18 protein-coding genes and 1 pseudogene are annotated in these 21,386 nt (G+C 69.0%); 9 read left to right on the top strand and 10 right to left on the bottom strand.

Annotated elements, in window-relative coordinates:
* Positions 1–51: 51 nt before the first annotated feature.
* From AB0N02_RS19830 to AB0N02_RS19820, 3 genes are all read left to right on the top strand, one after another.
* Entirely contained in the window at positions 52–285 is a 234-nt protein-coding gene (locus tag AB0N02_RS19830; RefSeq protein ID WP_363948347.1) for a hypothetical protein, read from the top strand.
* Positions 282–569 carry a hypothetical protein gene (locus AB0N02_RS19825; RefSeq protein ID WP_363948344.1) on the top strand — a complete coding sequence of 96 codons (288 nt, stop codon included), beginning with the start codon at positions 282–284 and terminating at the stop codon, positions 567–569. The genes AB0N02_RS19830 and AB0N02_RS19825 overlap by 4 nt, the downstream gene beginning before the upstream one ends.
* 164 nt (positions 570–733) lie before the next feature.
* Entirely contained in the window at positions 734–967 is a 234-nt protein-coding gene (locus AB0N02_RS19820) for a BldC family transcriptional regulator (protein WP_363948341.1), read from the top strand.
* Between the two features lie 161 nt (positions 968–1,128).
* Here the strand turns inward: AB0N02_RS19820 and AB0N02_RS19815 are convergent, their stop codons facing one another.
* The 4 genes from AB0N02_RS19815 to AB0N02_RS19800 form a co-directional block, all read right to left on the bottom strand.
* Positions 1,129–1,701: an ATP/GTP-binding protein gene (locus tag AB0N02_RS19815; RefSeq protein WP_363948338.1), complete on the bottom strand. Its 573-nt coding sequence runs from the start codon at positions 1,699–1,701 to the stop codon at positions 1,129–1,131.
* The gene (locus AB0N02_RS19810; protein WP_363948335.1) at positions 1,682–2,029 is read right to left on the bottom strand and encodes a DUF742 domain-containing protein; all 348 of its coding nucleotides are present in this window, start codon (positions 2,027–2,029) and stop codon (positions 1,682–1,684) included. The genes AB0N02_RS19815 and AB0N02_RS19810 overlap by 20 nt, the downstream gene beginning before the upstream one ends.
* Positions 2,030–2,096: 67 nt before the next feature.
* Positions 2,097–2,504: a roadblock/LC7 domain-containing protein gene (locus tag AB0N02_RS19805; RefSeq protein ID WP_363948332.1), complete on the bottom strand. Its 408-nt coding sequence runs from the start codon at positions 2,502–2,504 to the stop codon at positions 2,097–2,099.
* A gap of 9 nt (positions 2,505–2,513) precedes the next feature.
* Positions 2,514–5,063, bottom strand: coding sequence for a nitrate- and nitrite sensing domain-containing protein (locus tag AB0N02_RS19800; protein WP_363948329.1), 2,550 nt, complete (start codon positions 5,061–5,063; stop codon positions 2,514–2,516).
* Positions 5,064–5,284: 221 nt separating this feature from the next.
* On the opposite strand from AB0N02_RS19800, the gene AB0N02_RS19795 reads away from it, so the two are divergent.
* Both AB0N02_RS19795 and AB0N02_RS19790 read left to right on the top strand, forming a co-directional pair.
* Complete coding sequence (locus AB0N02_RS19795) at positions 5,285–6,091, top strand: SDR family NAD(P)-dependent oxidoreductase (protein ID WP_363948326.1); 807 nt, start codon at positions 5,285–5,287, stop codon at positions 6,089–6,091.
* A gap of 238 nt (positions 6,092–6,329) precedes the next feature.
* Positions 6,330–7,361 carry an acyltransferase family protein gene (locus AB0N02_RS19790; RefSeq protein WP_363948324.1) on the top strand — a complete coding sequence of 344 codons (1,032 nt, stop codon included), beginning with the start codon at positions 6,330–6,332 and terminating at the stop codon, positions 7,359–7,361.
* 201 nt (positions 7,362–7,562) lie between these two features.
* Here AB0N02_RS19790 and AB0N02_RS19785 read toward each other — a convergent pair whose 3' ends face one another.
* Both AB0N02_RS19785 and AB0N02_RS19780 read right to left on the bottom strand, forming a co-directional pair.
* Complete coding sequence (locus AB0N02_RS19785; RefSeq protein WP_363948322.1) at positions 7,563–9,548, bottom strand: NAD(P)-binding protein; 1,986 nt, start codon at positions 9,546–9,548, stop codon at positions 7,563–7,565.
* A 192-nt stretch (positions 9,549–9,740) separates the two neighbouring features.
* Positions 9,741–12,431 (bottom strand): M4 family metallopeptidase, encoded by a 2,691-nt coding sequence (locus AB0N02_RS19780; protein WP_363948320.1) that lies wholly within the window; start codon positions 12,429–12,431, stop codon positions 9,741–9,743.
* Positions 12,432–12,914: 483 nt separating this feature from the next.
* Between AB0N02_RS19780 and AB0N02_RS19775 the strand changes: the two genes are divergently transcribed.
* Together AB0N02_RS19775 and AB0N02_RS19770 are read left to right on the top strand one after the other, a co-directional pair.
* The gene (locus AB0N02_RS19775; RefSeq protein WP_363948318.1) at positions 12,915–13,115 is read left to right on the top strand and encodes a hypothetical protein; all 201 of its coding nucleotides are present in this window, start codon (positions 12,915–12,917) and stop codon (positions 13,113–13,115) included.
* 33 nt (positions 13,116–13,148) lie between these two features.
* Positions 13,149–14,645, top strand: coding sequence for an SPFH domain-containing protein (locus AB0N02_RS19770; RefSeq protein WP_363948315.1), 1,497 nt, complete (start codon positions 13,149–13,151; stop codon positions 14,643–14,645).
* A gap of 146 nt (positions 14,646–14,791) precedes the next feature.
* Here AB0N02_RS19770 and AB0N02_RS19765 read toward each other — a convergent pair whose 3' ends face one another.
* The 3 genes from AB0N02_RS19765 to AB0N02_RS19755 form a co-directional block, all read right to left on the bottom strand.
* Positions 14,792–15,430, bottom strand: coding sequence for a hypothetical protein (locus tag AB0N02_RS19765; RefSeq protein WP_363948312.1), 639 nt, complete (start codon positions 15,428–15,430; stop codon positions 14,792–14,794).
* 783 nt (positions 15,431–16,213) lie between these two features.
* Positions 16,214–16,975 carry a hypothetical protein gene (locus AB0N02_RS19760; RefSeq protein WP_363948309.1) on the bottom strand — a complete coding sequence of 254 codons (762 nt, stop codon included), beginning with the start codon at positions 16,973–16,975 and terminating at the stop codon, positions 16,214–16,216.
* 280 nt (positions 16,976–17,255) lie between these two features.
* Entirely contained in the window at positions 17,256–17,777 is a 522-nt protein-coding gene (locus AB0N02_RS19755) for a peptidase inhibitor family I36 protein (RefSeq protein ID WP_363948306.1), read from the bottom strand.
* Positions 17,778–18,823: 1,046 nt separating this feature from the next.
* On the opposite strand from AB0N02_RS19755, the pseudogene AB0N02_RS19750 reads away from it, so the two are divergent.
* Positions 18,824–19,087 (top strand): annotated as a pseudogene (locus tag AB0N02_RS19750) (IS701 family transposase); the annotation flags it as partial.
* Between the two features lie 103 nt (positions 19,088–19,190).
* Here the strand turns inward: AB0N02_RS19750 and AB0N02_RS19745 are convergent.
* Positions 19,191–20,054, bottom strand: coding sequence for a TIGR03619 family F420-dependent LLM class oxidoreductase (locus AB0N02_RS19745; protein ID WP_363948303.1), 864 nt, complete (start codon positions 20,052–20,054; stop codon positions 19,191–19,193).
* A gap of 526 nt (positions 20,055–20,580) precedes the next feature.
* Here AB0N02_RS19745 and AB0N02_RS19740 point away from each other — a divergent pair.
* A complete protein-coding gene (locus AB0N02_RS19740; RefSeq protein WP_363948300.1) occupies positions 20,581–21,354 on the top strand; it encodes a MerR family transcriptional regulator in 774 nt (257 codons plus the stop codon).
* The last annotated feature ends 32 nt before the right edge of the window (positions 21,355–21,386 follow it).

Here is a 21,386-nt window from a genome sequence, read left to right as displayed (position 1 = left end):
GCGCTCGCATCGTCGGAACGGGTCCTTGATCGGACAACGGAGGTCCGACCCATGCAAGATGCTAGATCCGCAGCACCCACACCGGCCATCCCCGGCTGGCGGCTGATCATCAGTGACAAGGGGCGGTTCTGGGCCATCCGCCGCCAGTCCTTCCCGCGTGGCGCGTTGCGGGCCGGGGCGGAGCCGGCGGTGGACGCCGACACCTTCGAGGAGGTTCGGGCGGCGGTGGAGCGGCAGGAGGAGATCGCCCGCCACGCCGCCGCCGTTCAGGGAGCGGTGTCATGATCGGGCGTCCTGGTCCGCAGGGGGCGGCGTCCGGTGTCGCACACCGAGGATGCGACGCCGTGCAACAGGCCCATCCCGGCTGGTTGGTCTTCTACAACTCGGCGACGGGCCTTTGGAGCGCCTACCGTCGCGCCTTCCCTCGCGGGCACGAGATCGAGGCCGGAGTCTCACCGCTGGTCAGGGCGGAGTCGGCCGAAGAACTGGAACGGAAGCTGACCGCTCAGGCCTCCCGGCCTCTTCCTCTTGTCTCGCCGCGTGTGGTGCCTCGGTTCCCGCGCTCCTGAAGACCGGTACGGCGAGCGGAAAGTGAGTTCACCCCCCTCACTCGGCCTGCCGTAGCCCCAAGCGTGCGGCCTGGGAAGGAGGGCCCGGGCCGCACACCCACGGCGGTTCCCGCACGCCGGAAACCTCCCGGCGTCCGTCATCCCACACCCCTGGGAGACTCCCCATGCCGGCCATCATGGTCATCAGCTCCGACGGCACCTTCACCACGGGCACCGGCGCCACCGAACGCCTCCTCACCCCGGGAGAAGTCGCCCGCCTGTTCGGCGTGGACCCCAAGACCGTCAACCGATGGGCACGGACCGGCCGGATCACCTCCGTCCGCACCCCCAGCGGCCAGCACCGCTACCGTGAAGGCGAGGTCAACGCCCTGCTGTACGGCATCGCCGACAGCACGTGAGACCACCCGGAAACCGGACAGGGGACGGCGCCTCGCCGGGTTGTGGGGGCCGGTGAGGCGCCGTTCGAGTGCTCGGGCCGAATCCGCGGGGAACCTCGTCCCGGGCCTTCGGGGCCTTCCGGGCGGCGCCTCGGCGTCCGGGGCGCCGCCCGGGGCGGGGCTCAGCGCTGGGCGGTCAGGACCCGCAGCGAGTGTTCCACCAGGGTCACCAGCACGGTCTTGGCCGACGTGCGGCGCCGTACGTCGCACAGCAGCACCGGTACCTCGGGGTCCAGGTCGAGGGCGACCCGCACCTCCTCGGTGTCGTACCTCTCGGCGCCGTCGAAGCAGTTGACCGCCACGATGAACGGCGTCCCGCGCTGCTCGAAGTAGTCGATCGAGGGAAAGCAGTCGGTCAGCCGCCGGGTGTCGGCGAGCACCACGGCGCCCAGCGCGCCGTAGGACAGCTCGTCCCACATGAACCAGAACCGCTCCTGCCCGGGGGTGCCGAACAGGTACACGACCAGGCCCTCCCGGATCGTGATGCGGCCGAAGTCCATCGCCACCGTGGTGGTGGTCTTGCTCTCCACGCCCTCGACGTCGTCGATGCCGATGCCCCGGTCGGAGAGGACCTCCTCGGTGCGCAGCGGACGGATCTCGCTAATGGATCCGACGAGCGTGGTCTTGCCCACCCCGAAGCCACCCGCGATGAGAATCTTGAGCGCGACGGGTTCGTCAGAGGGCCCGAAGTCCATTGATCACTTCCTTGAGAATGCGCTCGCTCGCCGATGCGCGCCCGATCGAAATGAGCCTGTGGTCCTGGAGGTCTCCGAGAAGAACGCGGACCACGCCGAGTGGCAGGTCCAGCTCGGACGCCACGTCGGCGACCGAGGTCGCCTCGACGACCAGGGAGAGGATGCGTTCCTGTTCAGGTCCCGGGACGAACCCGCCGGACGGGGCTGTCCCGGTCGCGGTGACCATGGCGACCAGGTCCAGCGTGTCACCGGAAGATCTGGTACGGCCTCCTATCAGCGCGTAGGGCCGGACGACGGGCCCCGCCTCCTCGTCCATCCACCGGGTCATCCGCTTCCCCCGCCCTCGGGCCGGGGATGGGACGGCCCGCGGACTCCATGCCTGGCGACTCGTCCTCTCACGAGAGCCCTTGGCGCGGCAGGGTCGAGATGTGCTGGCCGACTCGTTTGACCAGCATCGCCATCTCGTAGGCGATGTGACCGACGTCGGCGTCCGCGTCGCTCAGCACGGCCAGGCAGGTGCCCCGCCCGGCGGCCGTGACGAACAGGAACGCCGACTCCATCTCCACGATGGTCTGGCGTACCTCACCGCCGCCGAAGTGGCGCCCGGCCCCGCGCGCCAGGCTCTGGAAGCCCGAGGCGACGGCGGACAGATGTTCGGCGTCCTCGCGGCTGAGGCCCTTGGAGGAACCGACGGCGAGCCCGTCCGTGGACAGGAGCACCGCCTGGCGTACCGCGCCCACCCTGTTGGTCAGGTCGTCGAGGAGCCAGTTGAGCTCGCCGGTGCTAGTAACTTTTCCGGTCATTAGTCCCCCTTATCGCCTGTCGTCTGGTGTGCGAAGGTCATTTCGGTCTTCTTCACGTCCGCGCCGCGCACCCGCCTGGAAGGCGGAGAACGTCGCCCGTGCCTCGTCAGGTGAGCGTTCCGCGGTCTCCGGCTCGGGATCGGGTTCGGAGGACGGCTGGGGCTGATCCTGGCGGAGCTGCGGCGCCAGGTTGGCCTGCCGTATCCGGCGGGGCAGGGCTCGTGGTCCGGTGGTCCCGGACGCGGCCTCAGGAGCCGTTCCAGGCGTGCGCCGGGTGGTTTCGCCGACGGACGCGTCGTGCCCGCCGGTGGACTCGGGGGCCGGCCCGGAGCGTACGGGGGCCGATCCGAGGGACGTCTCCACCGCCGACTCGTCCGAGGGGCGGCCGGGCGCCTCGCGGGAGGCGCGGTCGGCCACCACGGACAGGGCGGGGGAGGCGGGAGGCTGGGCGGCGGAGCCGCGGTCGGTGAACACCGTCGGGGACATCACCGGGGCCGCCAGCGGGGCCATCGCCGGGGGCGCCGAGGGGGCCGCCGTCGTGGAGGAAGCCGTCGTGGCGGAGGAAGCCGTCGCGGGCGCGGCCGGAGAGGCGGATCCCGCCGCGGACGCCTCGTGGGACACCGCCGGGGGCGACGTCCTCGTCCGGCGGGGCAGGCCCCCCCGGGAGGACGTGGACGCGGGCGCGGGGGCCAGCGCGCCCGGCGCGCCGGACTCGGACAGCCCCGACAGCCCCGACAGCTCTGAGGGCCGCTCGTCGATCCGCTCCGCGGTGATGGTGAGCGCGGAGGGGACGTCGGCGAGCACCGCGCGGGGAACGAGCACGATGGCCGTGGTGCCGCCGAACGGCGAGCTGCGCAGGATGACCTGGATGCCGTGCCGGGCGGCGAGCTGGCCGACCACGAACAGGCCGAGCCGGTCGCTGTCCGCCAGGTCGAACTCCGGCGGGTTGGCCAGCCGCTCGTTGAGCGCCGCGTACTCCTCGGCGACCAGGCCCAGGCCCCGGTCCTCGACCTCGATGGCGAACCCGTTGGCCACGACGTCGCCGCGCACGGTCACCGTGGTCTGCGCCGGGGAGTAGATCGTGGCGTTCTCGATGAGCTCGGCGAGCAGGTGGGTGATGTCGGCGACCGCCGCGCCGTCGAGCGCGGTGCTGGGCAGCGGCGCCACGTTGACCCTGGTGTAGTCCTCGACCTCGGCGATCGCTGCCCTGACGATGTCGACGATCGCCACCGGATTGCGCCAGGCCCGGCCGGGCGCGGCGCCGGACAGGATGATCAGGCCCTCCGCGTGCCGCCGCATGCGGGTGGTCAGGTGGTCGAGCCGGAACAGGTCTTCGAGGCTGTCGGGGTCGGTCGCCCGGCGCTGCATGCTGTCGAGCAGGGCGAGCTGGCGCTGGAGCAGGCTCTGCTTGCGCCGGGCCAGGTTCACGAAGACCTGGCTGACGCCGCGGCGCAGGTTGGCCTGGCCGACGGCGGCCTCGACGGCGGTGTGCCCCACCGAGTCGAAGGCGTGGGCCACGTCGCCGACCTCGATCGAGCTGCCCGCGCTGATCGGCGGCACCTCGGCGGCCACGTCGACGTCCTCGCCGCGCCGCAGCCGTTCGACGACGCGCGGGAGCCGTACGTCGGCCAGGTCGAGGGCGGTGAAGCGGAGCTCGGCCAGCTCGCCCGCCAGGCGGCGGCCGAAGCGGACCGACAGGATGATCGAGGCGATCACCGCGATCAGTCCCATGCCGCCCGCGACCGCGATCCTGACCATGATCCCGGTGGCCACCGACCTGGCCCGGTCCGACAGGGTGTTGGAGGAGGAGACGCCCAGCTGGTCGAGCCAGTTGGCCAGGCCGCCGGTGGTCTGCTTCCACTGCTCCGCCTCGGGGGGCAGCCGCTCACCGTCGGCGGCCACGATGGCCCTCTCCAGGGAGGTGAACTTCTCGAAGGCGGTGGAGTCGAAGGTCTCGCGGTAGGGCCTGCCCAGCTCGGCGTCCAGGGCGGACAGCCCGCGCGCGTGCAGGTAGCGCCTGGTCGCGGCGTACTCGTTGAAGGCCGCGCGCTCCCTCGCGGTCAGACGGTAGTCGATCAGGGCGCCGCTGATCAGGGCGTTCTCCCTGGCGATCATCTCGCGGGCGTTGCCCATCGACTGCATGGCCGCGGCCTGCCGGTAGATCGACAGGTCGGGGACCGCGACGAGCTGGTCGTACAGGAGGAAGACCGAGTCCAGGATCCGGTTGTAGTCCGTCAGCACGTCGAGCCGGGCGTTGCGGCCGGTGTCGATGCCGGAGCGGATGGAGGCCAGCCGGTCGACCTGGCGGAGCACCCCGTTCAGCGCGGAACGGAGTTCCGGACTTCCGGAATCGTCGGCGAGCGCCGCCGCGCGGAACTTCTCGACCGCCCGGTCGGTACGGCTGCGCTGCTCGCCGATCCCGCTGGTGAGGACCCGGGAGCTGATCGCCACGGAGGACTGCGTCCGCTCGGCCTGAAGCTGGAGTCCCAGATCGGTTGAGGTGAGGCCGACGGTCTGGTAGAGGGTGTTCGACCGGAGCAGGGCGGCGCCATCGCCCACGGTCAGATTAAGGGCGAAACCCCACAGGGCGCTCAGCGATAACAGGGGCAGGAGCAGCAGCAAAAAGATCTTGAACCGAATTGACCGGTTTCCAGAGCCCATGCCCACTCGTCCCAACCTCTGAGTGTGTGGAGGCCCGCATTGCTTTGGGGATGGATACGCCTCCGGAAGATCGCACAGGAGACTAGCACCGATAAGGTTTTTGCGCAGTGGAGGATCAGATGATTAGTGTGATTACCGGGGCAAGTGCCGGAATCGGTGAGGCGGCGGCGGTCAAGCTCGCAGGCCAGGGGCAGCAGGTTGTTCTGGTCGGCCGGAACCCCGCCAAACTGGCCGGTGTCGCCGACCGTGTCAAGGCGGTCTCGGGCTCTCTCCCGGACATCTTGAGCTGTGATTACACCTCGCTGGAAGACGTCAGGAAACTCGCCTCCGAGCTGCGTTCCCGCTACGAGCGGATTGACATCCTGGTCAACAACGCGGGTGTCATGACCACCGCGCGGACCCTCACCCCAGACGGTCACGAAACGATGATTCAAGTCAACCACCTGGCGCCCTTCCTGTTGACGAACCTGTTGCTCGACCGCGTCACCGGCAGGGTGATCACCACCTCGTCCAGGGCGGCCAGGATGGGCCGCATCAATCCGGCCGACCTGAACCGGAGCCGGCGGTGGTGGAGCGGCTGGCTGCAGTACGGCGACTCCAAGCAGGCCAACGCGCTGTTCACGGTCGAGCTGGCCCGGCGGCTCTCCGGCACCGGGGTGAGCGCCACCTGCTTCCACCCGGGCGTGATCAAGACCGAGTTCGCGCCGAGGACGTTCACGATGTGGATGGCCAAGAACATCCCCGGCATGGGCCAGACGGCCGAGGAGGGCGCGAGCACCCTGGTCCACCTGGCCACCCACCCCGACGGCGCCGCCCACCCCGGGCGCTACTTCGCCAGGAGCGTCCCGGAGTCCGTTCCCCGGGGCATGACCGACCCCGATCTGGCCAGAGCCCTGTGGGACGCCAGCGCCGAGACCGTCGCCTGACCAGGTCCGCGGCCCCCTCCCGGCCTGATCGGGTCCGCGGCCCCTCCCGGCCTGACCAGGTCCGCGGCGCCCTCCCGGCCCGCGCCTCCAGCGGGCCGCGACCAGGTCACCGGGCCACCCGGCCTCGCCCCGCGCGGTGCCGGGTTCCCCGCGCGGCAGGCGCCCCGCAGGGAAGTTCCTCGGGAAGTCATCGGCAGTTCGCCGCCCGTTGAACGTGGACGACTACGGTCCGTGCCCTGTGAACGTCGCGAGCCCGAGCCGGGTGGCCCCCTCCCCCTCGGCGATCAGGGACCCCTTCTTCGACAACGCCAAGTTCCTGGCGATCACACTGGTCGTCTCCGGGCACCTGATCGAGGAACTACGGGACGTTCCGATCGCGCACGCGGCCTACTTCTTCGTGTACACCTTCCACATGCCGCTGTTCATCGTGCTCAGCGGCTACCTGTCGCGGAACTTCACCTTCTCGTCGGGGAAGGCGCGCAAGCTGATCAGCACGCTGGCCGTGCCGTACGTGATCTTCGAGTTGATCTACTCGCTGCCCCGCCTAATCCTGTACGGCAAGCTGGACATCAGCCTCCTCGACCCGTACTACCTGACCTGGTTCCTGATGTCGCTGTTCCTGTGGCGGCTGTCCACCCCCGTCTGGCAGCAGCTCAGGTGGCCGCTGCTGGTCGCGGTCGGGCTGTCGCTGCTGTCGGGGATGAGCAGGCTGCCCGACGAACTGTCGATGAACCGCACGCTCGGGCTGCTCCCGTTCTACGTGCTCGGCCTCATGCTCCGCCCCGAGCACTTCGAGTGGCTCAAACGGCGGTGGGTCAGGGTGGCCGGGGCGGTCACGCTGGTCGCGGGGGCGGGGGTCGCGCTGGCCGTGCACACCTCGGTGAAGACCGAGTGGATCCGCTGGCGGCACGCCAACGACGCGATCGGGGTCGACGACCTCACCGGCAGCCTGATCCGGCTGGGCATGCTGGCCGCGGGGGCGCTGCTGGTCGCGGCGTTCCTGGCGATCACCCCGTCCCGCCGCACCTGGTACTCCGGGCTGGGCATGGCGACCATGTACGCCTACCTGCTCCACGGCCTGGTCGTGAAGGTCGCCGAGCGCTTCTACGGCGACTGGGCCACCACCCTGCCGGGGGTCGTCGCCGTCGCGGTCTTCGGGGTCGGGCTCGCCGCCCTGCTGTGCACGGCCCCGGTGCGACGGCTGACCCACTGGGCGGTCGAGCCCAGGATGAGCTGGGCCTTCACCCGTCTGCGACGCCCCACGACCTGACGCTGTGACCGGGCGACCGGGCATGTCGTGCCGGAGCGGACACGTTCACCGGGCCGATCGCCGTTCATCGGCGCCGATCCGCTCGGCTTCACCGCTCGCCGTACCGGCGCCCTGACGGACACGAACACGGTGAAGGCAAGCGGTCACCGTGCCAGGCGGTGGCCACGCCCGCGACTCCGGCGACGGCGCGGTAGACGGCGATCACTCCTGTAGCTCCAGCACGGCGCGGTAGGCGGCGGTGATCGCCGCGTCGGCGGAGGCGGCGGGCACGGAGTCGGAGTTGGCGATCGCGATCCGGCCGGAACGGCGGCGGGCCAGCTCGGCGGGGAAGGGGCCGTGGGGATAGAAGTCCAGGTTCCACGGGGTGGCGTACTCCGGCGCGTAGCCGTGGCCCCACCGGTTGACCGTGATCGCCTGGATGTCGCGGGCCGGATCGAAGCCGCCGGGCCCGAGCAGCCGGGTCAGCTGCTCGCGGATGCCGTACTCCAGGGCGGCGTAGGGCGTCCCGAGCAGCGCGCGGCGTCCGGCGACCGAACCCTCGGCCGGTGACATGCCCGCCACGGCGGGCGTGTGGACCAGGTGCGCGGTGATCGGCTCGCCGGGATCAGCGGGGCATCGGTAGTCCCCGATGCCGACCGGATGGGGCAGCTCGGCCACGCACCAGTAGGCGCCGGTGAAGCGGGCGCGCCTGACGCCCGTCCGCCGCCAGGCCTCCCACCCGCGCAGCTGGACCGTCGCGTACAGCAGGGGCACCTTGACGGCCGCGCGCAGCGCCCGCTTCTGCTCCGGCGGGAGCTCGTCGACCAGGTAGGGGATCACCATGTTCCAGCAGGCCATGATCACATTGGCGGCCCGGACGGTCCTGACCCGCTCGCCGTCGAAGTAACCGACCGTGGCGCCGGTCGCGGTCGAGGGGTCCCCGTCGTTGGCGGCGGAGACCACCGGGCTGGACAGGCGGACGCGGACCCGGTTGCCCGGCAGGTCGAGCCTGCCGTAGTCGAATCTCGCGGTGGTGACGCCCTCCATGTCGACGGCCGAGGCGAAGCCGGGGATCATCCGGCCGAGCATCATCCGGACCAGCGCCTGGTTGCCCTCGGGGAAGCGGCAGACGTACGGCTCCTCCGCGCCCCACCTCCTGATCACGCCCGGCGAGTTGTACGCGGAGGGCGCGGAGCCGTCGAGCCCCAGCCCCCGGAAGCCGGGATAGCGGTGCCCGTCCGCGCCGGCCCAGGCGTCGATCGCGCCGAGGGCGTCCGAGCCGTAGCCCCACTCGTCGTTCGGCATGGTCTGGACGAACCGCAGCACGTCCGGGTGGACCCGGCAGACGTCCCTGAGGAAGCCCGCGTAGGTCATCCCGGCCAGTCGTCCCTTCTTCTCCCCGTCGGACAGGCCGGGGAACCAGTCGGGCGGGCTCCCGTAGAGCATGAGCAGGTCCTTCCTGGCCTGCTCGGCGACGGGCAGCTCGGCGATCCACCGCGCGTCCCCGCCGCCGGGGAGCGGGACGACGAGCCTGTCGGAGCCGAAGGTCTCCCGGTCGCAGAAGACGCCCTCGTGCATTCCGAGACCGGCGTAGAGCCCCCGGTCGAGACGGCCGCCGAGTTCGCGGACCCGGACGCCGAGCTTGCCGAGCAGGTCTCTGCCCTCCGGGGTCCACGCCGAGGGCGCCTCGATCGACCGGGATCCGCCGTACCCGATCAGCGGCCCCCGGCGGCCCGCCGGGTGGAACTCGTTGCGCCGGGCGTGCCCGCCGAAATCGTCGTGGTCGTCGAGGATCAGGATCCGCGCGTCCGGGGCGCTCTCCAGCCACCGGTGGGCCGCGCCGACCCCGCTGATCCCGCCGCCGACCACGACCAGGTCGTACCGCTCGCCGGTGGGCTCCGGCGGGCCCGCGTGCCTCCAGAAGCGGTTGTCGCGCAGCGCGTGGGGGACGCCGAGGGTCTCGGCGGTGTCGCCCCGCAGCCCCGTCATGACCGGTGGATGGCACGTCTCGGACAGGATCTCCGGTGGCCGCGTGCCCGGGGCGCCGACCGGCCCGGGGACGTCCCCGCCGACGCGATGGGAGAACGAGCCCAGCGCCGCGGCTCCCGCGACCGCCGCCACGCCGTCGAAGAAGTCGCGGCGGGAGATGGGCCGATTCATACCCAGTTCCCCGGCCCTGCGAGGAGAGATCTCCCGGGGATCGGTCATGAGATAGATCATCACGAGTCGGATGACCTGACATGGCCGTCTCGCGGGGATAACGGGAAGTTTTTACCCGGTGCGGTGAAGCGCTATTCATGCTTTCCGCCGGCCGGACGTTATCGCCCGGCCGGCGGAAAAGTGACTGATCGCAGGAAAGTAATCAGTAAAACGATTGATCAGTGGAAAAGAAACGCGTGGTCAGCGTCCCGGGCGGACCGGCGCCCACAGGGCGGGCACCCTGGGCGGCTCCCACCCCGGCAGGGAGGTGTGACGGGTCACGCAGCGGTAGGTGGTGCCGTTGTAGGTGACCTGGTCGCCGACCGCGTACGCGGTGTAGGGGCGCCAGGCGGGGATGGTGCGCGGGGTGACGGTCAGCGTGTAGGTCGCCGAGTGCGTGACCGACCCGGTGACGGTGATCGTGATCGGATAGGTGCCGGGCGGGGTGGTCGCGGACGTGACGACCTTGATCCCGCTGTAGGCGTCGCTGGTGATCGAGGCGGGGTTCGCCGTCACGGTCGCGCCCGGCGGGGCCCCGGAGACGGTGACGGTGACCTTCTGGGGGGCGCCCGCGACGGTCGAGGTCCTGAGGGCGGTCGAGATCACCTGTCCGGCCTCGACGGTGGCCTTGGGCGGCAGGAGCGTCAGGGAGAAGTCGTCGGGACGAGGGTCGCGCACGGTCAGCCGCAGCGCGGCCGTACGGCGGACGGCGCCGGTGGCGCGGATCGTGACGGGATAGGCGACGAACGGCGTCAGCTTCGAGGGATGGATGGTCACCCGAGTGCTCTGCCCTGTGGTGATCTTGGCGGGGTTGAAGGTGAGCGAGACCGAGTCGGGCAGGCCGACGGCCGTGAGCGCGACCTGCTGCGGGGTGCCGGTCGTGGTCGCGGTGGTGAGCGTCAGCGTGGCCGTGGTCTCGCGGTCGACGCTGATCTGGTCCCGGTCGAGGGTGAGGGAGAAGGCGTCCGGCGGGGAGGCGGGGGTGACGGTCAGCCGGTAGCTCACCGTGTGGGACACGCCCTTCGTGCGGTCGGAGGTCCCCGTTCCGCGGGCGATGACGGTGTAGGTGCCCGGTGGGGTCGCCGCCGAGGTGGTGACCGTCATCGTGGAGTCGCCGGTGCTGGAAACGCGGCCGGGGGAGAAGGCGGCGGTCGCGCCCTCGGGGAGGCCCTCCGCGGTCAGGTCGACGTACTGGCCCTGGCCGCCCACGGTCTGGGTGCGCAGCCGCACCGTCGCCGAGGCGCCCTGGTCGACGACGCCGTTCGACTCGTCCAGGCTCACCGAGAAGTCCTGGGTCTCCGGCGGGCAGCCCGGCTCGCCCTCGGTCGCGGGGACGCCGACCGCGTCCCAGGCGTCCTTGACCTGCCGGACCTCGGCGCATCCCGGAAACATGGCCCGCGCGGCCTGCACGGTGGCCAGGCGGGCCTTGACGAAGGTCCAGGGCGCGGTCTTGAGGTTCAGGGCGGTCACGTAGATCTGGCCGGCCTTGCGGATGCCCATGCCGCCCACGCCCTCGCCCGCGCAGACCGGGCTCTGGGGCTTGCCGACGGGGCGGCTGCCCTCGGCCAGCAGGTAGAACCAGTGGTTCTGCACGCCCGCGGCCTCGTAGGTCGGCTGTCCGGGCGTCTGCTCGGTGTAGCAGTTCACGCCGCCCAGGGCGGCCGGGTCGTACATGTTGCGGAGCGGCTCCGGGCCGCCGAAGTCGACCTCCTCGCCGACCAGGTAGTCGGCCTCGTCGAGCTCGGGCGGGTGGTTGACGTAGTGCTCGGTGAGGGCGCCGAGGATGTCGCCGGTCGACTCGTTGAGCGCGGCGCTCTCGTTGCCGCTGCCGTTGCCGCCGCTGGTGTTCTCGTAGACGGCGTGGCCGTACTCGTGGCCGACCACGTCCAGGGAGGTGAGTTGCTTGGTGCCGCTCTGGTTGCGGCCGATCCACACCCCGTCGCCGGTCCAGACGGCGTTGGGGAAGTTCTGTCCGACGCGGATCGGGAAGCCGCGGCCGTCGCCGGTGAAGCCGTCGCGGCCCAGCCAGTCGCGCGCCATGTCCCATTCGTGCTGCGCGGCGAACAGGGCGTCGGCGCAGGCGGTCTCCAGGTCGGGCACCGAGCCGTCGCCCCACTCGTCGTCGGCACCGGTGAGGACGGTGCCGTTGGGGGCCGCGCAGCTCAGGCCGGGCCGGGTGGCGTCGGTCAGGCTGTAGGAGCCGGAGGAGCCCGAGGTGTCGAGATAGACGGGGTCGCCGTTGTAGAAGGAGTGACCGACACCGCGGCGCACGTCGTCCCAGCGGTCGGCGACCGAGCCGTCGGCGGCGTCGACGTAGACGTGCAGCTTCGACGGGCCGTCCGCCGAGGCGCCGGTGACGACGGTCTCCCAGGTCAGGCGGGGCCGCGCACCGGCGGCGTGCACCACCAGGCGGGGGTCGGTCTGGCCGGTGACGGTGCCCAGCAGCTTGCGCGCGGTGGCGCGGGCCTGCTCGGCGGTGACGGCGGGCCGGGTCCCGACGTCGTCGAGACGTGCTCGCTGGCCGGTCGTGACGGTGGTCACCTCGGTGCCCTCGCGGTCGGTGGCGACGATCACGTCGCCGCCGTAGACCGGCAGGCCCCGGTGCAGGCGTTTGTAGGTCATGAACTGCAGGCCCTGAGGGCCGAAGACGGTGGTGGGGCGTTCGAAGGTGTCGCCGTCACCGGTGCGCAGGCTCCCGGCCCGCTCGGTCAGGACCCGGTCGGCGAGGCCGACGGCCCGGGTCCGGGCGCGGGCGTCGGGCGGGGCGTACGCCGAGTCACGCGGCGTCGTCGGTGGGGCCGCCGCCACCGCCGGGGTCGCAGTCCCGGCGGTGGCGGCGCGGTGGGGGGCCGGATCAGCGGCAGCGGGTGGAGCGCCCTGCAGTGCGCTCACACCCAGTGCCGCCACGAGTAAAGCCGTGGTGCGTGATCTGTTGCTCGATCTCACTATCTGTGACTCCTCGTGACGTCCCTGGGGAGGGGACCGGGGAGCCGGGCCGGCCGGGCTCTAGTGAAGGTGGCGCCGGTCTCAACGTGACATCGGTCGCAGGGCACGAGTAGCCAACGCTTTTCCATTCAATGGCGTTATGGCCGTTTTCGTAGCGGGCGGTCACCATACCGGTTCGGAGTGATCCACGGTTTTCGGAACGCCGCCGCCTCTGTGATCGTTATGGAGTGATAGAGCGTTATGGGAGGGATGTCATCACGGGACGGTACAGGGCGGACGATCAGGTGAGGGCGGGGACCCCGGTAGGCAGTTCGTTATCACCCCGTACCGCCACAGCAGGTGGTGGAAGCGAACATCTCGGAGTAGCGTCCGCAATCGCGGATCCGTTGTGCTCGCGGATCCGTTTCACGATGGGACGGGGAACCTCACGTGGTCGGTAAACAGGGCAGGGTCACCGGCAGGATCGGCCCCGGCCTGGTCGGGGAGGTGCTGCTGGAGGTGCGCGGCGGCGTCGAGGCCTTCTACGCGTACCCCACTGTCCCCGAGGACGTCATCCCCACCGGCTCGGTCGTCATCGTCGTGGAGTACTTCCCGCCCCGGACGGTCTACGTCGCCCGCGCGCTCGTCTGATCCCCTTTTTCTTTCTCCTCCGTGGAGGCCACATTGCCCACCGAGCTTCTCGTCGGCGGCGGCGTCGTTCTCGTCGCCATCGTCGTTCTCATCCTGCTGTTCAAGGCCGTCTGGCGGGTCGCCGAGCCCAACGAAGCGCTGATCATCTCCGGTCTGGGCGCCCGGGGCGGGAGCGGGCAGACCGACAGCCTCGGCTTCAAAATCGTCACCGGCAAGGGCACGGCCGTGCTCCCGGGCTTCCAGACCGCTCGTCGCCTGCGCCTGGACTCCCGCGCGACCAACCTCCAGGTCTCCTGCGTCACCCAGCAGGGCATCCCGGTGGTCGTCAAAGGCGTGGTGATCTACAAGGTCGGCGACGACCTGCACTCCATCGCCAACGCCGCCCGCCGCTTCCTCGACCAGCAGGACTCGATGAACGGCGCCATCCACGAGCTGTTCACCGGTCACCTGCGCTCGATCATCGGCAACCTGACCGTCGAGGACCTCATCCTCAACCGTGAGCGGCTGACCGGTGAGACCCGCGCCTCCGCCGCCGATGAGATGATCAAGCTCGGCCTGATCGTCGACTCGCTGCAGATCCAGGAGATCGACGACGAGACCGGCTACATCACCAACCTCGGCAAGCCGCACGCCGCCAAGATCGCCGCCTCCGCCCGCATCGCCGAGGCCCAGCGCGACCAGGAGGCCACCGAGGCCGAGCAGGTGGCCGCCGCCAACAAGGCCGCCGCCTGGCGCGACGCCCAGATCAAGCAAGCCTCCTACCAGGCCGAGATCGACGAGGCCCAGGCCAGGTCCCGCCAGGCGGGCCCGCTCTCGGAGGCATCGGCCCGCCAGGAGGTCGTGGTCCAGGAGACCCGGGCCGCCGAGCTGGAGGCGCAACTCGCCGAGCAGCGCCTGCAATCCCAGGTCCGCAAGCCCGCCGACGCCAAGGCGTACGAGACCGTGACGCTGTCCCAGGCCGAGCGTGACGCCCGCATCGCCCAGGCCGAGGCGGAGGCCCGCGAGACCGAGCTGCGCGCCGCCGCCCAGGCCTCCCAGGTCAAGCAGGCCGCCGCGGCCGAGGCGGAGTCCGTACGGCTGCGCGGCATCGCCGCCGCCGAGGCGACCAAGGCCACCGGTCTCGGTGAGGCCGAGGCCGCCAAGGCCCGAGGACTGGCCGCCGCCGAGGCGGCCAGGGCACAGGGTCTCGCGGAGGCCGAGGCCGCCAAGGCGAAGGGCCTGGCCGACGCCGAGGCGATCCGGGCCCGTTCCCAGGCCCTCGCCGAGAACCAGGAGGCGGTCATCGCCCAGCAGCTCGCCGAGAACTGGCCGCAGATCGTCGAGGCGGGCGCGAAGGCGTTCGGCAACGTGGATCACATGGTCGTGTTGAACGGTGCCCAGGGCATCGAGGAGATGCTCGCCAAGGCCCTCACCCTCGGCGGAACCGGTCTCGGCCTCGCCCGCTCCCTCCTGAGCGGCGCCACCCCGCCCTCGGTGACCGCCCCCGCCGTTCCCGAGGCCAACGGCAAGGCCGCCGACCCCGCGCTCTGACGGGCCGTCTCTCCGCGTCTCTCTGCGTTCTCTGCGTTCTCCGTGTCGCCCGCCGTGCCGTACGGCCGGGCGGGCAGCGGCCGGCGGGGAAAGGGCCGCCCCGGCACACGAGCCGGGGCGGCTCCCCACGCGAGTGTCCCCGCCCCTCAGCTCGTCTTCTTGGGGTCTTTCCCCTTCTTGTGCTCGCTCGTCCAGGCCCATGATCCGCTGCACCCATACTCATCGCAGGGGAAGAACTGCCTGATGTCGAACCTGCGCACGAGGAGGGGAACGGAGAGGCTGCTGAGTACGCGGATCCTCCTGAGGCGGGTCTTGTGGCTGATCTTGACCTGCACGCACCGCAGATGGACCTCGTGGATTCCCAGGAGCGCGTAGTAGGAGATCACGACGGCGCCGATGCCGATGCCCCTCTGGCTGAGGCCCAACCCCACCTCCCGGTACAGGCGCCTTGAGCCCTTGAGGTTGAACGCGGTCGAGCCGACGGTCGCGTGGTTGGAGTTGGTGGGACAGTGCACGAACAGCCGGACCTCGCTGCGCTGGCGGAGACTCCCCGGTGAGACACGCAGCGTGGTGACGTTCTTCCACTCCGGAGGGATGTTGCTGGCGGTCAGCGGTTTGCTCGATGACGAACTCGGTGACGGCGACGGACTCGGGGACGAACTCGGCGACGGCGCGACCCCTCCGGACCGCGCGACGCCCGTGAAGGCCACCCGGTGGATCTCGGTCGAGGTGCCGGGGGCCACGGCGAGGGCGGCGGCCACTCCCATCCCTACGATCGAACGCATGTGTCTCTCCTACCGGACGGGTGCCCGACGGCGGCGGTGTGTTCTCGCCGTACTGTGAACGCCGGCGACGATGAGGGCCAGCACCGGAGGAGTCAGGTGAGGAAATCCAGAAACCCGCGTTGACCTGGCTTTTCATCTAATTATGTCGATCACGCCCCGTCACGGAAGGTGCCACGCTGATCTTCCATCGGACCACCGGATCCCCGGCCGGTCACCGTGCCGTACTCACTGAGCGGCGGCCACCTGCGGGAGCCGAGGTATGGAGGTGGTGTGCGTGGGCAGGGCCGGAAGGGCGAGCAAGGCGACGATCCCGAGAACGGACAGCGGACGGCGCATCGGAGCTCCCAACGGTACGGTCGGCAGACACGTCATCACCCCGGCCGATCGGCTGCCTTTCTTGATGAACCCGGTCTCATCCACGATCAGCACACCATCCGGGTTCCCAAGCTGTTCGATCACGTAATCATGCAGGTCAACGCGGACCCCTGATGATCCCATCACGCGTTGTCCAGCAATCGCCGCATCCGATGAGGCTGGTAATCACCTGCGGCCTACGCCGGTTGCTGGCTGTTCTAATGTTCCACCGACGCCAGCAGTCCGACCGGATACGCCCGTGCCTGCCAACGCGGTTTTACCCTCCCGAGCCGGACCGCAACCCGCGCGAGCAATCCATCCATCCCTACCGCTCAAAACTGCAGATCCTCAGACGTCACCGTATTCGGCGCAAGCCAAACTGTGATCACGGATCATGGCTTAGCGCTAGTCGTCGAGGCGCTTTGAGTATCATTTTATTTTGTTTTCTTGCATTAAGCTGGCAGCTATCTTTAGTGCCCGATCTCTCATCCGGGTGAAAGTGGAAATTTCTGCGCTGCGCTCATGGGCGACTTTCTCGATATAAGCGCCGGTCAGTCTGCGCTCGGTTTCGGACAGTCCTACCTTTTTGTCGCATGTTGCGTCTGCGGCCGCGATGGAAATCTCTCGCCTGCGGGCAGTGGTGGTGCTTTCACCCTGCTGCTGTCGCAGGGCGCTGTCAACCGCTTCGTCCGGCGTCTTGTACTTCATTCCTCCCTGGGTCATGCATGCGCTCCACTCGCTGACTTTGGCGAGGTAGGCGGGATCCTTGCGGGCGCGTGACATGGCTTCCGCGTCCACGTTGATTGCCAGCACCTGCACACTTAGAAGTTGTCGCTGATCGCCATACAGCTTTACCGAGGCCTCCGCCGAACAGCCGTCCGAGTCCGCCGCTACTTCGTCGCCGTTGGCAAACTTGACTTTCAGGTCAAGATCGCCATTGCCTGTCAGGGTGTTCGCGTATTTCCTCTGTTCCGGTTCGGGCATTTTGGCAATATAGGCGACGTTGGGATCTTTGTCCTGTTCCTGCGACAGGCGGGGATCGGGGTCATATCCGCGATGCCTGCGGGCGGAGACGTCGTCGCCGTCAATGGCTGGATATTCGGGCGTTGTTTTCCGGGGCGGGATGTTGGGGCGGTACTTAAACCCCTTCCTTTTCATGCACTCGGAGGTAAGCAACTGATCTGCGATCAATAGGGCACGTTGTTCGTTCGGATCCCTGAAGTTCAACCATCGCCAGTCTCGGACTTGAGGTACGGTGACAGGGGCGGTGCTTTGGTGTGCTGGGGGTGTGCTGCTGCATGCCACGCATATGGACGTGACCAAGGTCATCGACAGGGCGGTGCGGAGAGGTCGCGAAACGTCGATCAAGTTAAATTCCTCTCAGGACCAGAGGGGAGCGCGGACAGTAACAGTGGATTACTGTGCCGTCCGCGCTCTTACTGAGTTTTACGTCAGTCTGCTTCGGTGGTCATCAGCAGCCGATCCATCGGTTGGAGCTGCCGGTGTGCATCGGGCTGTGAACATTCCAGTACTGTCCTTTGGGGAGGCATCCAAGGGGGGAGCGATAGTTGGCGTTCTGGTACAACGTTACGCCCTTTCCTGAGAGGCCGTTGTTCCAGGATGATTCGTCCTGGTCGTTCAACGAACTGCTCCACACCGCTATGTCGCCGTTCAGTCCCCGCCCGCCGCCGTTTCGATAGGTTTCGTAGTACACGCAGTAGTCGCCGAGCGGGCAGGTTGGTGCGGCGTTGGTGGTGTCGTTGGAGGCGGCTTTGAGCTCGATTTCTACCGGAAGGGCCGGGTTTTCCACCCATCGGGGGCCGGCAGGTGCGGTGAGTATGGCAGCTTGTTCGGGGCTTAGGGGGGTCATGATGGCAGGCTGCGCACCCTGTTGAGGGTCGGGGTTAGTGGATGCGGCGGCCGTGCCCGCCAGTTGGCTTAAAGCGCAGACGACTGTGAGTGCGAGGATGGATAGTTGAGAGCGGAAGCGCATGCGGTACCCTTCTATTACATCGATAGATGTGCTGCGGGCGGGGGCGTCCCAACCATCCCGCCCGCAGTTAAGCTAACAGGTGCCTTCGCTCTTTTTCAAGAATTTTTATCACCCAAGCTGATTTGGCATTGCATTGGCTGCTTGGTGTTGGATTAATTAAGGTTTGGCGAAAATTGCTGCCACTTATTGCCTTAAGTGTTCGATCGGAAGATGGTTCGGTTTGATTTGGGTGGAGAGCGGCGTGTGCTGCTAGATGTACCACTGCTGCGCGGGAAGTGTGAGTCCGTAAACGCTGTGGGCTCTGTCGGCCTCTAGTCGCTTGGCGACTGCGTTAAGCGTGTTCCCGATTGTGAACACGTCGTGCAACAAGATGTTCCTGTCGGTGACCAGAGTTGGATTGGGAACATATGATAGGCGGAGGAAGCCTTGCGTGGAGATTCGGTGACTCTGGTGCTAGATGTCTTCTTTATCCGCCTTGTCGGTGCTGACCCCACGATAAGGGAAGCGTCGAGGGTGAAGAGGAGACTTAATCGTCTTCCTCGATTGCTCGTTGGATAACATATCCAGTACGACCTTTGCCTTCGTGAGGCCCGCGCGCCTGCCGATAGGCGGGTATGAGGATGATGGTATGTCGTCGATCGGGCCAGTTCGGGGTAGGCGTAAAGATGGCGGGGAGCGATCCGGGCGAAGATTGTCCATTGCTCGTAGGTGTCATCTTTTACTTGCCATATGCGCAGTTCATGCACTATGCGCTCACCCGTACTCCAGTGATGTTTTGGCAGGTCATCTTCGAGATGATCATGGCTCGAATCGCGTCCTGGTTCGGCCGGGTCGAGCCGCGCCGTACGGCACGGGCGTATTAGTCGGATTGGTGGCACCGATGATCTCTGCGGCGCTGGACGTTGGAGTCGGTACAGGATGGGGGCCGACGATGAGAGGTCTACGGGCGATACCTGCACCTGCGTGTGCTGCCGCACGAGCGCCGGATGGGATGTGTGCTGGCGTTTTTTCGCTGCTGTACATCCGAACCGATGTCATCGGTGATGCTGGCGCGCATCGCGGGGATCCGCAGGACGATCGAGGAGTCCTTCCAGGCAGCCAAAGGACAGGACGAGCTCGACCAGTATCAGGTGCGCAGTTGGACCGGCTGGCACCGCCATATCACGTTGGCCACGCTCGCCCTGGCCTTTTGGTCTGTCCTGGCCGCTGACCAAGCCGAGAGTGGGGACGCGGGGATTCGGTTGACCGCGCCTGAGATTCGCCGACTGCCGGCCGAGCTTCCTGTTCACGTCGCCCCAGCGCATCGATGAAGTCTTGCGCCGGTCACAACGGCGTCGCAGCCACCAGGCACAAGCCCGGCAATGCCACTACCGGCGCAGACTCCAACCATGCTCCCGGAACGTCACTGGAGTACTAGGCGAGGCTCGACGCCAGGGCCTCGAACAGGGTGACCTGGCGGGCGGGAGGGATCTCGGCGAGGTTCAGCTCGAACTGGAGCTCGTCGGCCCCGACCTTGGCGGCCGACTCCAGGTCCGCCAGCGCGGACGGGACGAACGCCTCCGCCGCGGTGTCCGGCCCCTCGTAGGGGTGGCCGATCCGCAGGATGACGGGACCGGTACCGCCCGCCTGCCGGTACCACTCGATCTCGGTCGCGCTGGTCTGCCAGTCCCTCACCGCGCCGATGAGGCCGTCGCCGATCCGGGCCGCCCGCTCCACCGCGGGCCGGGCCAGGGCGCCGATGTACACCGGCAGCCCGTTGACCGGCTTCGGACCGACCGTCGACATGGGGATGTGGTAGTGAGTGCCGAGGTGCTCGACCGGGTCGGGTCCCCAGCACGCGCGCAGCGCGGCCACGTACTCCTCGAACCCCGCCCCCCTGCGCGTCAGCGGAACGCCCACGGCGGTGAACTCCTCGGGCAGCCATCCCTGTCCGAGCCCGACGTCCAGCCGCCCGCCCGACAGCCGGTCGATCGTGGCCAGCCGCCGGGCCAGCACGATCGGCGGCTGGAACAGCGCGTTGACGATCCCGGTGCCCAGGCGGACCCGTCGGGTGTGCGCGGCCGCCCAGGTCAGCGTCTCCAGCGTGTCCCAGACGTACGACTCGGGCAGTCCCATCTCGTTCCGCCAGCCGGGCCCGGCGGGGAGCAGCAGCCGTTCCGACGCCGAGACGCTGTGGAAGCCGAGCCGCTCAGCGGCCTGGGCCATGGTCACGATGGCCTCGGGGCCCGCGTGGGGACCGACGTTCGGCAGGTTGACCCCGATGCGCGGAATGCTCATGTTCACCCTCCTGTGTTGTTGACTCCAGGACGAGGTCGGAGCGGCATCGGCGTTCTTGACATCCGGCACGGCGGAAAAACAGCGGAGATCGACTACACGAGGCATCCCGGGCAGGCGAAGAACCACGCGATGTCGAACCCGCGCACCACGAGGAGGAACTCGGAGACGGCACGGCCCTCCCCGGTGGCGCGGCTCCGGTGAACGGAGCCCGGAAGACAGCGGCCCGCGCGGTCAGTGGGCGGAGGCCACCTGCGGGAGACGGGGGATGGAGGTGGCGTTCGCGGGCAGGGCCGGAAGGACGAGCAAGGCGGCGATCCCGAGAACGGACAGCAGACGGCGCATCGAAACTCCAATCGGTACGGCTGGCGGAGATGCCATCCGTAGGGTGCGCGGACCGGCCGGGAAATGTCCATAGCCGGACGTGTCCGTTCCCGGACGTGTCCGTTCCCGGACCGTCGCCCCACGGGCGGACGGTTCGCGTCAGGGGCTTGAACCTCCCGCAGCGGGAGGTTCTAGCGTTGCCGACGTGACCGGGAAGGACGCCGCCGCACGCCGGTGGAGCATCGGGGAGCTGGCGCGGGCCAGCGGGCTGACCGTGCGCGCGCTGCGCCACTACGACGAGATCGGCCTGCTTCCGGCGAGTGAGCGCACCGTGTCGGGGCACCGCCGCTACACCGAGCGCGACCTGCGGCGGCTGTACCGCGTGCGGGCACTGCGCGCGCTCGGGCTGTCGCTGGAGGAGATCGCGGACGCGCTCGCGGGCTCGGCGGACGACCTGGTGACGATGCGCGAGCTGCTGACCGCCCAGCTGCGCGACCTGGAGGACCAGGCCGGACGGATCCACCGGCTCGAACGCCGGATCCACGGGCTGCTGCGGCAGCTCGACGACGCCTCGATGCCAGGTCCGGACCAGTTCATGACGACCCTGGAGATGATGTCGGTGTTCGAGACCTATTTCACCCCGGAGCAGCGGGAACAACTGGCCGAGCGCAGGGCCGCGCTCGGCCCCGAGGCAGTCGAGGAGGCCAGGACGCGATGGACCGCCCTGGTCGAGGAACTGCTGCACCACGTGCGGGCCGACACCCCCGTCGACGATCCGCGGGTGCGGGATCTGCTCTCCCGCTGGGACGCCCTGGGCGCCGCCTTCCACCCGGCCGGTGAGCGGAGCGGGGGAACCCGGGCCGCGGCCCAGCGGATGTGGCAGGACAACAGCGCCGAACTCAGCCGGAACCTGCCCTGGCCCGCCGACCGGATGACCGCCCTGGTCGCCTACCTGGAACGGGCGCGACAGACCTCCTGAACCCTCCGAATCCCCGGCCGTACCGCGGAGCC

This window comes from Streptosporangium sp. NPDC051022, assembly GCF_040683035.1.
Taxonomy (GTDB): Bacteria; Actinomycetota; Actinomycetes; order Streptosporangiales; family Streptosporangiaceae; genus Streptosporangium.
This window is presented reverse-complemented; position numbering and strand designations above follow the sequence as displayed.